Source organism: Halomonas sp. MMSF_3323, from assembly GCF_030733595.1.
Classification (GTDB): Bacteria; Pseudomonadota; Gammaproteobacteria; order Pseudomonadales; family Halomonadaceae; genus Halomonas; species Halomonas litopenaei.
The window spans coordinates 16,607-28,622 of the sequence record NZ_JASHIT010000026.1 but is presented as its reverse complement, the minus strand read 5'-3'; the positions used below and the strand labels follow the sequence as shown (position 1 = coordinate 28,622).

Annotated in this window: 8 protein-coding genes; 4 read left to right on the top strand and 4 right to left on the bottom strand. The window is 65.4% G+C overall.

Annotated features, from left to right (window positions below; translation table 11 throughout):
- Positions 1–25: 25 nt before the first annotated feature.
- Positions 26–2,527: a GNAT family N-acetyltransferase gene (locus tag RBB39_RS13955; protein ID WP_045991389.1), complete on the bottom strand. Its 2,502-nt coding sequence runs from the start codon at positions 2,525–2,527 to the stop codon at positions 26–28.
- A 374-nt stretch (positions 2,528–2,901) separates the two neighbouring features.
- Here RBB39_RS13955 and dctP point away from each other — a divergent pair, with 374 nt between their 5' ends.
- The 4 genes from dctP (at position 2,902) to RBB39_RS13935 (ending at position 7,088) form a co-directional block, all read left to right on the top strand.
- Entirely contained in the window at positions 2,902–4,008 is a 1,107-nt protein-coding gene (gene dctP, locus RBB39_RS13950; protein ID WP_045991388.1) for a TRAP transporter substrate-binding protein DctP, read from the top strand.
- An 86-nt stretch (positions 4,009–4,094) separates the two neighbouring features.
- Positions 4,095–4,607 carry a TRAP transporter small permease subunit gene (locus tag RBB39_RS13945; RefSeq protein WP_045991387.1) on the top strand — a complete coding sequence of 171 codons (513 nt, stop codon included), beginning with the start codon at positions 4,095–4,097 and terminating at the stop codon, positions 4,605–4,607.
- Complete coding sequence (locus tag RBB39_RS13940; RefSeq protein ID WP_045991386.1) at positions 4,604–5,932, top strand: TRAP transporter large permease subunit; 1,329 nt, start codon at positions 4,604–4,606, stop codon at positions 5,930–5,932. The genes RBB39_RS13945 and RBB39_RS13940 overlap by 4 nt, the downstream gene beginning before the upstream one ends.
- A gap of 196 nt (positions 5,933–6,128) precedes the next feature.
- Positions 6,129–7,088 carry an alpha/beta fold hydrolase gene (locus RBB39_RS13935; protein WP_045991385.1) on the top strand — a complete coding sequence of 320 codons (960 nt, stop codon included), beginning with the start codon at positions 6,129–6,131 and terminating at the stop codon, positions 7,086–7,088.
- A gap of 15 nt (positions 7,089–7,103) precedes the next feature.
- Here the strand turns inward: RBB39_RS13935 and RBB39_RS13930 are convergent, their stop codons facing one another.
- From RBB39_RS13930 to RBB39_RS13920, 3 genes are read right to left on the bottom strand one after another with little or no spacing between them, the layout of a single operon-like run.
- The gene (locus tag RBB39_RS13930; RefSeq protein WP_045991384.1) at positions 7,104–10,148 is read right to left on the bottom strand and encodes an efflux RND transporter permease subunit; all 3,045 of its coding nucleotides are present in this window, start codon (positions 10,146–10,148) and stop codon (positions 7,104–7,106) included.
- Between the two features lie 3 nt (positions 10,149–10,151).
- Complete coding sequence (locus RBB39_RS13925; RefSeq protein ID WP_045991383.1) at positions 10,152–11,309, bottom strand: efflux RND transporter periplasmic adaptor subunit; 1,158 nt, start codon at positions 11,307–11,309, stop codon at positions 10,152–10,154.
- Between the two features lie 16 nt (positions 11,310–11,325).
- A complete protein-coding gene (locus RBB39_RS13920; RefSeq protein WP_045991382.1) occupies positions 11,326–11,919 on the bottom strand; it encodes a TetR/AcrR family transcriptional regulator in 594 nt (197 codons plus the stop codon).
- Between the last annotated feature and the right edge of the window lie 97 nt (positions 11,920–12,016).

Genomic DNA, 12,016 nt, shown 5'->3' with positions numbered 1-12,016 from the left:
GTCTGCCTTTGCGAATGTTGGCACTCTACCCTCGCCCCGAGGCCTTGGAAAGGGCCTTCAGCAGTGCCAGGGCTCGGCCCACGGCGTCCCGCAACCATTGCTTGACCTGTGCCTTGCCGCGCAGCGATAGCCCCTGCGCCAGGGAACTTTCCGAACGCCCCTGAAACGCCCACGCTGCGAGCCAGGCCAGACTGTCGTGGTCATCGTCAGCCTTGGACCTCGCCTTGGACATGGACGACGACATGGGCGGCGACAGTGACAGCGACGCCAGCCGGCGAACCAAGGCCTGGATGGCCGGACGCGCCAGCGCCGGCTCGCGCTGGCCCCTGGCCAGGTCCTGGAGCTCACGACGATCTTCGGCGTCGAGCGAAAAGCAGTCTTCGGCGCCGAAAGAAAAGCGATCTTCGGCGTCGAGAGAAAAGCGGTCATCGGCGTCGAATGCATAGCGATCGCCGACGCTCGCCAGCAGCGCCAGTACCAAGGGTGGCGACAGGCGTGTCAGTTCGAAGGCCAGCAGCCCCGGCAACTGCCGCTCAAAGCGCCGCGACAGCCGCTCGATCAGGTCCCGGTTGTGCTCCCCCAGGGCCAGCGCCACCATCGCCGCATGCTCGCCGGTGGCGGCCTCCCGGGTCAGTCCCAGGCGCACCGGACGAAAGCCCTGCGCCTGCCAGAAAGCCAGCAGCTCCGGATCGGCGCCGAAGCTCGCCCCCAGCAGTGCCTTGCCGGCCTGTTCGGCCTGGCGTGCCGCCTCCTGGATCAGCCTCGCCCCGCACCCCAGGCGGCGCCAGTCGGGGTGTACGGCAATCCGAGTGATTCGGGCGCTGGGTGCCTTCAGCGCCGCGGCTTCACCGGCGTGGGCCGCCAGCGACTGGGCCATCAGGTGACCACGCGGGCGTCGCTGTCCCAGCAGCACCCGCTCGGCCAGATCGGCATCGAAGCCGCCCTCATCGACGTACACGCACACCGCCAGCGGCGCACGTGGTGTACCAAGGATCGAGATGCGGGTCGCCGGTGCGTCAAGCAGCGCCCGCAGGTCCGCCGGGGTGGTGCGGTAGTGAGCCTGGACCAGCAGGCCGAAGATGGCTCTCAGGGAGGCTTCGTCCCGGGCCAGGACATCGCGATCGAGCGTGGTACAGGGCAGCTCGGCCAACTTTTGACCAGGACAAGGCGCACTCACCCTCGCCCCCTTCGGCACTGTGGGAAGTTCTGCATCCAGGCACAGCAGCGCGTCGATGGCCCGCTCAAGGGGGTCTCCATCGGCCCAGCGTATCGGCGTCCTGAGCGCGATGTCCTGCCACTGGGGCGTCTGCGCCTCCAGATGACGACGAAAGCGCAACGCAAAGCCTCGCCCCGAGCCCTCGTAGCCGTGCACCGTGGTGGCGAAGGCAAGCCGCGGAAATGCCGCCAGCCACTCGCCCAGCAGCGCCGCCGGAATCGCCGCCGCCTCGTCCACCAGCAGCAGCGAGCCGGGGCCGCCGGCTTCCCCCCGGGCGACGGCGTCCGTCAGAGCGTCAGGGGCGATAAAACGCACCCGCCCCCCGGGCGCCTCGAAGCCCCTTTCGTCGCCCTGTCCCTCGGGCAGCAGCGCCGCCAGGCGCTCGAATACCGGCGCCACCGAGGACGCCCGTGGCGCGGTCACCAGGATATCCAGCGGCGCCTGGCGCTGCTGCTCGGCCTTGACCAGCAAGCGGGCGCAGGCGATGCCCAGCGCCGCCGACTTGCCGCGACCACGGTCGGCGGTGATCACCAACGGGCGGCGACGCCTGAGCCGCGTCAGCCGACGTACCACCTCGGCCTGGTCGGGGCTCAGGCAATCCGGGTCGGGGCTGTCTAGACACGGGCTGTCTGGACAAGGGCTGTCTGAACATGAGCCATCGGCAAAAGGGCTTTCCTGGCCATCATCGAGCGTTGCCGTCAGGCCCTCCCCCTGCCGCCAGCGCAGCATGCCGGGAAAGCCCGCCAGCAGCCGATGGCAGCGCTCTAGATAACGGCTCGTGAGCTGTTCCGGCCGCCAAGGGTGGGCCGCCAGTCGGCGGTAGTCGTCGTCGGGTCGGCGGCCACCGTCGTCGGCGGTCAACAGCACCAGCAGGCCTCCCGCCACCAGGGTGCCGGCCACCGCCCCCAGGGCGTCAGGATCGAGGCCAGTGCCTGGCGAGGCGGCGTCGAACACCACCAGGTCGTGCTCGCCGCCGAGCCGGGTACGCGCCTTGGCGGCGGGAAGGCGCTCAAGCGACGGCGGGGGGGTGGCGGCTCTGTCATGGGCCCCGGTGCCGGCCCTGGCATGGGCCCCGGTGGCGGCTCTGTCATGGGCCCCGGTGCCGGCACTGTCAGCAGACTTGTCGATCGACGTTTCCCCGACCCACAGCGGCGCCGACCATCCGCCTAGGGCCAGGCACTCGTGGGCAACGCCCCGCGCCCGGTCAGGAGCCTCGCTCACCCACAGCAAGCCGCGAAAGCGCCGCCCTCGCAGTTGCTGTCGAAAGGCAGCGAGCCGCGCGAGGTCCTGTCGGGTCAAAAAGTGGGACATTAAGGCTCCCTGATAAATCAACTTTGGTCTAAAGGCTGCGCCGATTAAACGATCGAGCCGACTACGGCAGCGCAGCATAGATGTCGCTCTAACTTATTCATTTTGCTGAATTGTCGAAACTTTTTCTCACGCTATCGACTGTGCAGTCGCCAAAAAAGTGTGCCGTTTCATCGACATGGGTCGCATCGATCATCTCTTGAAGACCGTGCTAGCTTGATGAAGCCGAGGCGCCATCGTGGGCCAACCCCACGCTGGAACGCCACTACCCCCAGGCACCGAACCCAAGACAATGGCCCAGGGTGCCAGACGCAATTTCGGTGAGGCAGCGATCGCCTCCTTTGCACAGAACACAACAACCCACGGGGAGCACCTGCATGAAGCAAATGACCAAGTTTACCCTGACCAGCATGGCTGCCGGCATCGCCCTGGCCGCCCTGTCGAGTGGCGCCATGGCCCAGGAAAAGTGGACCATGACCACCACCTGGCCGGAAAACCTCGACCTGATCCAGATCGACAAGCACTGGGCCGAGCTGGTCAACCAGCTGGCCGGGGACGAGATCCAGATCGAGTTCTACGCCGGCGGCACCCTGATGCCCGGCACCGAGGTCTTCGACGCCACCGAGACCGGCAGCATCCAGGCCGCCGGCGACTGGCCGGGCTACTGGGCCGGCCGCAGCCCGGCGTTCTCGCCGCTGGCAGCCACCCCCAGCCTGTTCAACGGCATGGACTACCTCAACTGGATCACCCAGTGGGGCGGCTTCGAGCTCTACCAGGAGATCTACGGCCAGTACAACCTGGTCTACCTGCCCTACGGTATCACCAACAACGAGTCCGGCTTCCGCGGCGGCACTCCGATCGCTTCTCTCGCCGACATCGAAGGCAAGCGTCTGCGTCTGTCCGGGCGTGACCAGGGCCGGGTGCTCGAGCAGCTTGGTGGTTCCCAGGTCACCCTGGCCGGCGGCGAGATCTACCAGGCCATCGAGCGTGGTGTGGTCGACGGCGCCGAGTTCTCGACCCCCGGTGTCGACTACAAGGCCGGCTTCTCCGAGGTTGCCGACTACTGGATGACGCCGGGCTGGCACCAGTCTGCCAGCGTGTTCGGCGTGATGATCAACAAGGACGCCTGGGACGCTCTGTCCGAGGAGACCCAGGAGAAGCTGAAGATCGCCTCCGAGGCCACCATGGCCTGGTCGCTGGCCTGGTCCGAGAAGCAGTCCACCGAGGGTACCGCCAAGTTCCTCGAGGACGGCACCACCATCAACCAGCTGTCCGAGGAAGACCTGGCCCAGATCCAGGAGGTCACCAACCAGGTGATCGTGCAGGGTTCCTGCGAGGACCCGATGCTCGGCAAGGTCTACCAGTCGATGATCAGCTACATGCAGGACTACGCCCAGTGGCGTGACGTCTCGGTGCCCTACAACATGAGCCGCGTCACCGACAACCTGCCGTCGCTTGACGAGATCGAAGCCTGCCTCGAGTAACAACCAGGCACGTTTCTGTCACTACCGGCCGGCGGCTCTCTGCGCGAGGCCGCCGGTCATCGTTGGACTTCGACGAGAACCCCACCATGAACGCCATTGCCAAGGCCATCGACTGCTTGAACGAGTGGTTCGGCCGTTTGATCGCTCCGCTGATCGCGATCATCACCCTCGTGGTGGTCTACGACATCGCGATGCGCTTCTTTATCGGACGCCCAAGCGATTGGGCCTTCGACGTCACCACCATGCTGTTCGGTACCCATTTCATGCTGATGGCCGCCTACGGGCTGCGCCACCACGCCCATGTGGAGGTGGACATCGTCAAGCAGCTGCTGTCCCGGCGCGGTCGCGCACTGATCGACCTGCTCGGCTACCTGCTGTTCTTCACCCCCTTCATCATCATGTTCATTACCTATAGCTGGCGCTTCTTCGAGCGCTCCTGGAGCCGCGCCGAGTCCACCTACGGCATCGTCTCGATCCCGGTCTATCCGGTGAAGGCCGTGCTGGTCATCGCCAGCGTGCTGATCCTCTTGCAGGCCATCGCCATCGTCATTCGCGCCATCAATGAGCTGACAGGCCAGGGCGTGGAGGAAGCCAAATGAGCGCTGAACTTCTGACCATCTTCATGTTTGCAGGCCTGATGCTGGGGCTGTTCATGGGCCACCCGCTGGCCTTCGTGCTGGGCGGTGTCGCGGTACTCGGCGCCTGGTTCGGCCCCGGTCCCCAGGTGCTCGGCATCATCATCAACAACATCTATGGGCGCGCCATGGACAATTATGTCCTGGTGGCGATCCCGCTGTTTATTCTGATGGCGCGCTTTCTCAACGACTCGGGCGTCACCGAGAAGATGTTCGAGAGCATGCGCCTGTTGCTCGGACGCGTGCGCGGCGGCCTGGCGCTGACCGTGGTCATCGTCTCGGTGCTGCTGGCGGCCACCACCGGCATCGTCGGCGCCTCCATCGCGGTGATGGGCCTGATCGCCCTGGCACCGATGCTCAAGTACGGCTACAACAAGGGCCTGTCCGCCGGCGTCATCATGGCCAGCGGCTGTCTCGGCATCCTGATTCCGCCAAGCATCATGCTGATCCTGATGGCCAGCTACTCGCCGGTGTCGGTGGGCGCGCTGTTCGCCGGCGCCCTGGTGCCGGGTCTGCTGCTGGGCTCGATGTACGCGCTCTACGTGCTGGTGATCTGCCTGATCAAGCCCGACTTCGGCCCTCCTGTAGGCGCCGAGGAGCGTGCCGAGACCAGCACCGGGGAGCTGGTGATCCGTTTGTGCAAGTACGTACTGCCGCCGATGAGCCTGATCCTCGGGGTGCTGGGAGCCCTGTTCACCGGTATCGCCACCGCCACCGAGGCCTCGGCCATCGGCGTGACCCTGGCCTTCCTGCTGTTCCTGATCTTCGGTGATCGCAAGCTGTCGACCTGCTACAACACCTTCATCGAGGCCGGCAAGACCACCACCATGGTGATGTTCGTGCTGGTGGGGGCGACCGCCTTCACCGGGGTGTTCTCCATCGGCGGCGGCATGGACGTGATCAGCGAACTGGTGCTGGCGATGCCCGGTGGCACCACCGGCGCACTGATCCTGATGTTCCTGCTGGTATTCGTGCTGGGCATGTTCCTCGACTGGACCGGCATCGTGCTGTTGAGCTTCCCGATCATGCTGCCGATCATCGAGACCATGGGCGTCGACATGCTGTGGTTCGTGGTGATGGTGGCGGTGGTATTGCAGACCTCCTTCCTGACCCCGCCCTTCGGCTATGCGCTGTTTTACCTGAAGGGCGTGGCGCCACCGGAGGTCGAGACCCTCGACCTGTACAAGGCGGTGATCCCGTTCTGCGCGCTGATATTGATTGCCTGCGTGCTGATGTCCTACTTCCCCGCCCTGGTCACAGGCCTGCCCTCGATGCTGCTGGGCTACTGACCCTCAGGGTAGCCTCCAGCACAACCACACAGCCCCCGCTTCGCGGGGGCTACTCGTTTAGAACGACGATTTTGACAGTGCGTTTCCGGCATATTCTTCGACTTTTCACCCCCTCGCGCTCCTGATTGGGTAAAGCCTCGACGCCGTTCCTGCATCGTATTAAGAGTTCTTAGACACTCTGTGCAAGGGCAGCATCATGGCCAACGTGACCCGCTTCACCCTCTCCGCCTCCGATGCCTATCCGCTCGGCGCCAGCCACTTCGAGGCCACACAGCCGCTACGTGGGGTGGTGATCATTCACTCCGCTTCGGCGGTGTCACAACGCCTTTATCAGGCCTTCGCACTATTCCTGGCCGAGCAAGGCTTCCACGTGCTGAGCTACGACTACCGCGGCATCGGGCGGTCGCGACCGGAGCATCTCGAGAAACTGGGGGTGCGCATGCAGGACTGGGCCGAGCTAGACGCCGACAGCGTGACCCAGTGGGCTCGCCAGCACTGGCCGGACTTGCCGCTGCTTGCCATCGGTCACAGCTTCGGTGGCCATGCCATCGGCCTGGGCGACGCCAGTCGACACTTGAGCGGCGCGGTGCTGATCGCCTGCAATGCCAGCTGTCTGCGCTTCATCTCATCACCCTGGCTGCGGCTGCGCGCCTGGATGCTATTCAAGCTGGTGTTTCCCATGCTGTCCCGGATCAATGGCTATGTGCCCTGCCGACGGCTTGGTATCAGTGAGGACGTGCCGGAGGGGGTGGCCCGCCAGTGCAGCCGCTGGACCAGCCTGCCGCGCTACTTCTTCGACGACCCGGAACTCAACGCCGAAGTGCGATTCGCCCGCGTGACGTTACCTCTGCTGGTGGTGGGGCTCGACGACGACCCCTACGCCAGCAGCGACAGCATCGATCTGCTGGCCGGTTACTTCACCGGCGCTTCGATCAAGCGCCTGCAGCTGTCTCCCAGGGTCATGGGCAGTGGTGTACTAGGGCACCTGGAAGGATTTCGCCGCCGCCACCGTGACACCCTGTGGCCGCTGATCTCCTCCTGGCTGGTGGAACAGGCCCCGTCGACGAAGATGGATAGCGCGTCAGTCGAGCCCTGGACCACCATCGCCGACGAGGCTGGCCCCCATGGGGCCAGCGTTCAGGGAGCCGGCGGCTAGGCAGCGGCGGCAGGATCAGCCAGCGCGAATTCGCATCAGGGTGCAATACGCCACCGGCAGGATCACCAGGGTCAACAGGGTGGCGACGCCCAGACCGAACACGATGACCACCGCCATGGAGGCGAAGAAGGCATCGGTGAACAGCGGCAGCATCCCCAGCATGGTGGTCACGGCGGCCATGGTCACCGGCCGCACACGACTGACCGCGGCCTGGATCACGGCGTCGTGGGCATTGTCCTGCTGGCCACGCTGCACGTTGATCTCTTCCATCAGCACGATGGCGTTCTTCAGCACCATGCCGATCAGGCTCAAGGTGCCGAGCAGCGCCATGAAGGTGAAGGGCGCCCCGAGCAACGCCAGGCCACCGATGATACCGATCAGCATCAGCGGCACGATCGACCAGATCGCCAGCGCCTGGCGCAGCCGGCCAAACAGCAGCACGGTGATGATGAACATGCCGAGCAGGCCCATGGGCAGCGATGACAGCAGCGCCTTCTGAGCGTCGCTGGCAGTTTCGTACTCACCGCCCCATTCGATGGCATAGCCCGGCGGCAGCTCGATGGCCTCGACCTGGGGACGCAGCCGCGCCAGCACGCTGGCAGCGGTCTCACCGGACAGCGGCATCGGCTCGGCGTACACCGCCAGCATGCGACGCCGGTCACGACGCTTGATCAGCGGATCACGCAGCTCGGTGTGCAGCTCGCCGAGCACGTTGCCGGCGCTGAGATAACGTCCCTGCTCTTCACTCCAGACGTTGACCGCGCTGAGGTTGTCGATGTCGTGGCGCTGGTCCTCCCGGGAGCGCATCACGATCGGAATCAGCTCGCTGCCTTCGCGGTAGACGCCGACCTGCTCGCCGTCATTGTTGAGCCTGAGCGCCTGGTGCAAGGCGTCCCGGGTGACTCCGACGCGACGTGCCTGTTGCTCGAGGAACTCGGGCACGATGACGCTCTCGCGATTGCTCCAGGACAGCCGGATGCTGTCGGTCATCGGCTCGTCCTGGAAGATGCCACGCACCTCGGCGCCCAGGCGGTGCAGGGTCTCGGGATCGTCACCGTAGATGCGCGCCTCGATGCTGGCCTTGGCCGAGGGGCCGACCTGCAACGCCTGGACCTTGTACTGGACCCGGGGGAAGTCCTCGCGCAGGGTCTCGATCACCTCTTTCATGCGGGCTTCCCGGGACGCGCGGTCCTCGGTCTCGACGATCAGCTGACCAAAACTCGCATAGCGGTCCTCGGGGGCATAGGTCAGGGTGAAGCGCTGTGCGCCGCCACCGATCACGCTGGTCACCCGGGTCACGTCCTGCATCTCCAGCACCTGCGTCTCGAGGCGCGCGATGGTGCGCTCGGTCTCCAGCACGTCGGTGCCCTCCGGCAACCACACATCGGCAAAGAACAGCGGTGTGGTGGCGTCGGGAAAGAAGGCGTTCTTGACCTGCCCCGACAGCGACAAGGCACCAGCCAGCAGCGCCACCGCCAGCACCAATGTCAGGTAGCGGAACCGAATCCCCACCACCAACAGGCGGCGAAACACCCGGAACAGTAGGCCACGATAGGGATCGCTATCCCCCTCCTCGCCCGCTTCGATGCGTTCCTTGAAGAACAGATCGAAGAAGAAGGGGGTCAGGGTCAGGGCGGTGATCCAGCTCAGGAACAGCGAATAGCACAATACCCAGAACAGTGACCCGACGAACTCGCCGGTAGCGTCCGGCGACAGCCCGATGGGAGCAAAGGCGGTGATCGCGATGACCGTGGCACCCAGCAGCGGCAGGCGATTCTGACCGACCACCTCCAGCGCCGCCTGGCGCTTGGTCTTGCCCCGGGCAAGGCCGATCATCATGCCCTCGGTGACCACGATGGCGTTGTCCACCAGCATGCCGAGGGCAATGATCAAGGCGCCCAGCGAGATCTTCTGCAGCTGGATGCCGTGAATCGACATCATGATGAAGGTGCCGAGGATGGTCAGCAGCAGGATCAGGCCCATCAGCAGCCCGCTACGCACCCCCATGAACAGCAACAGCACCAGTATGACGATGCCGACCGCCTCGGCCAGGTTGATCAGAAAGCCGTTGACCGCGTCCTCCACCACCTCGGGCTGGTGGTAGACGGTGGCCAGTTCCATGCCCAGCGGCATGCGCTGTTCGAGCTCAGAAAGCCGCTTCTCGACCCGTTCGCCGACCTCCACCACGTTGACGCCGGAACCAAACGAGATGCCGATGGACAGCGCGGACTGCCCCCCTGCGTGGTAGAGCAACTGGGGCGTATCGGTGGTCTGGCGAGTGACCTCGGCGATATCGCCAAGGCGGATCAGGCCGTCACCGGGACGGCCCACCACCAGCCGCTCGAGCGACTCGACGCTGTCGAACTCGCCGGTGGGCTGCACCGACAGCGACAGGCCATCGAGCTTGATATGGCCCGCGTCGCCCACCACGTTCTGGGCGTTGAGCAGGTCACTCAACTGCTGTGGCGAGATCCCCAGCGCGCGCATCCGGTCACGGTCCAGCGACACCACCACCTGGTCCTGCACGGTGCCGGCGATGGCGACCTTCTTGACCCCGTCGACTAGGCGCAGCTCCCGCTGCAGCAGGTCGGCGTGGTCTTCCAGGTCCTGCTGGCTGTAGTCCTCGCCGGTCAGGGTCAACAGCAGGCCGAAGACGTCACCGAAGTCATCGTTGACGATGGAGGTCCCGGCGCCGGGGGGCAGCTCGGCCTGGACGTCGCTGATCTTGCGCCGCAGCAGGTCCCAGTACTGGGCAAGTTCGTGCTCGCGCACCGTGTTCTCGAGCTCCACGGTGATCTGCGACAGGCCGTCGGCGTTGACCGAGCTGACCCGCTTCAGGTCGGGCATCTGCTGGATCGCCTTCTCCAGGCGCAGGGTGACCTCCTCTTCTACCTGTTCTGGCGTGGCGCCGGGGTACTGGGTCGAAATGATGGCGTTGCGGATGGTGAACTCGGGAAACTCCAGCTGCCCGAGCCCGAAGAAAGACACCACCCCGCCAACGGCCAGCAGCAGGGTGATCATCCAGCTGATGACCTTCTGGCGCAGAAAGTAGTCGACCATCGATCAGAGCCCCTCTTCCTTGATCCAAGGTCGTACCCTGCGTCCTTCCTGCATGCGTTCGGCACCGGCGGCGACCAGCCGGTCGCCGGCCTCGAGCTCGCCCTCGATCAGCATCCCCTGGGTGGTGATGCGCCCCGGCACGACCGGCACCGCCTCGACACGTCCAGGGCCGTCGGCGCGGGACTCGTCGTCGGGCACGAAGCGCCACACCACCGCCTGGTCAGGCTGCGATTCCCGCGTGGCCACCGCCGCCACCGGCACCCGCCAGGGATCCTGGCTATCACCGGTCAGGGCGCTCATGTCCAGCAGCACCGTGGCGCTCATGCCCGACAGCACCGTGATGTCGTCGGGTTCAGGCAAGGTCAGGGTGACCTCATAGCTCAGCGACCCCTGGCTGACGCTGCTGTCGTGCTCCTTGTAGCGGGCCGGGTAGCGCTGCTGCTGGTTCTCGGCGAAGGTCACCCAGACCACCGCATCCTCGCCGTCCTGCACCGCCTGGGCGCGCTCGTCATTGATCCGACGGACCTGCTGCTCCGGCAGCTGGAAGGTCACGTCGATGGACCCCGGCTGCTGCAGCTCGGCGATGGTCTGCTGGGCACCGACCACCTGATAGTTGTCCACCGGAACCGACGCGATCACGCCGCTGAAGGGCGCGCTGAGCTCGGTGTAGCTGAGTTGGTCCTGGGCCTGCTTGAGCTGGGCCTGGGCCGACAAAAACTCGGCACGCGCCTCGTCGAAGCGGGACCGACTGATGGCACCACGCTCCAGCGAGATACGCATACGCTCGTAGGTCGCCTCGGCCAGGTTGTAGCTCGAACGGGCGTTGGCCAGCTGGCTCTTGGCGTCACGATCGTCGAGGCGGGCGACAAGGTCGCCTTCTTCGACGTCATCCCCCGGCTGCACGGCCAGCTCGCGCAGTTCCCCACCGACCCGGAACGACAGCTCCGAACGCTCCGAGGCCTGCACCTGGCCGGGATAACGCATCAACATGCCCTGGCGCCCGGCGTCCAGCGACACCAGCTTCACCGGGTGTACCTGCTGCTGGGACAAGGGCGGCTGGTCGGATTCACAGCCGGCGACAAGCGCCACGACGGCAAGCAGACTGAACCTGGCCAGCAGGCGCTCAAGGCGCGACGTCGGAGGAAACGTAGAGAAGGTCATGGGGGCTCCTGAGGCGTCAGGGACGCGGGTTGTCGTGGCGAACGGCAATGGCGTCCCAGGCCATCGCAAAGGCCTGGTCGATATTGGTGTGGGTGGGCTCGAACGGGTGGCTCCCCTGGCTCTGCACCAGGTGGTAGATCGGGCGGAACATGAAGCTTTCCAGCAGCGCAAGCCCAACCGGCTTGAGCACGCCATCCCGATGCCCCTGGGCGATGGCATCGAGCAAGGGCGCCAGGCGCAGATCGTTGCGCTCGCGGACCCGATCATTCATCCATACCGAATGGCTGAAGGCGTCGTGGAAGCGAAACAGGCGCGGCTGGTCGAGGGCCAGATGAAACAGCGCATGCCACATCTCGCGCAGCGCCTGGCGCAGCTCAAGTGCCGCATCGAAGGCCTCCAGGGCGGTATCGATCAGCTGGTCACAGACGTGCACAAAGGTCGCCTCCAGCAGGGCGTCCTTGTCGGCAAAGTGGATATAGAGGGTGGCGGGCGACACCCTGGCGCGACGCGCGATACGGGCCACCGAGGCCACGCCGAAGCCGTGCTCGGTGACCTCGACCAGGGTCGCCTCGAGCAGTGCCACCCGCTTGGTGTCGTCGCGTGGGCGCATGACATTTACCCTCTTTTGAGATGCCTCTTAAAATAAATGAATAGTTATTCACTTTCAAAGCCCGCCGAGCCAAGGTCTCACTTCCGTTTGGTGCGCG

What these genes read in the sequence shown, in the direction of transcription:
- RBB39_RS13955 (WP_045991389.1), bottom strand. Translation starts at nt 2,527, where the DNA reads ATGTCCCACTTTTTGACCCGACAGGACCTCGCGCGGCTCGCTGCCTTT.
- dctP (WP_045991388.1), top strand. Translation starts at nt 2,902, where the DNA reads ATGAAGCAAATGACCAAGTTTACCCTGACCAGCATGGCTGCCGGCATC.
- RBB39_RS13945 (WP_045991387.1), top strand. Translation starts at nt 4,095, where the DNA reads ATGAACGCCATTGCCAAGGCCATCGACTGCTTGAACGAGTGGTTCGGC.
- RBB39_RS13940 (WP_045991386.1), top strand. Translation starts at nt 4,604, where the DNA reads ATGAGCGCTGAACTTCTGACCATCTTCATGTTTGCAGGCCTGATGCTG.
- RBB39_RS13935 (WP_045991385.1), top strand. Translation starts at nt 6,129, where the DNA reads ATGGCCAACGTGACCCGCTTCACCCTCTCCGCCTCCGATGCCTATCCG.
- RBB39_RS13930 (WP_045991384.1), bottom strand. Translation starts at nt 10,148, where the DNA reads ATGGTCGACTACTTTCTGCGCCAGAAGGTCATCAGCTGGATGATCACC.
- RBB39_RS13925 (WP_045991383.1), bottom strand. Translation starts at nt 11,309, where the DNA reads ATGACCTTCTCTACGTTTCCTCCGACGTCGCGCCTTGAGCGCCTGCTG.
- RBB39_RS13920 (WP_045991382.1), bottom strand. Translation starts at nt 11,919, where the DNA reads ATGCGCCCACGCGACGACACCAAGCGGGTGGCACTGCTCGAGGCGACC.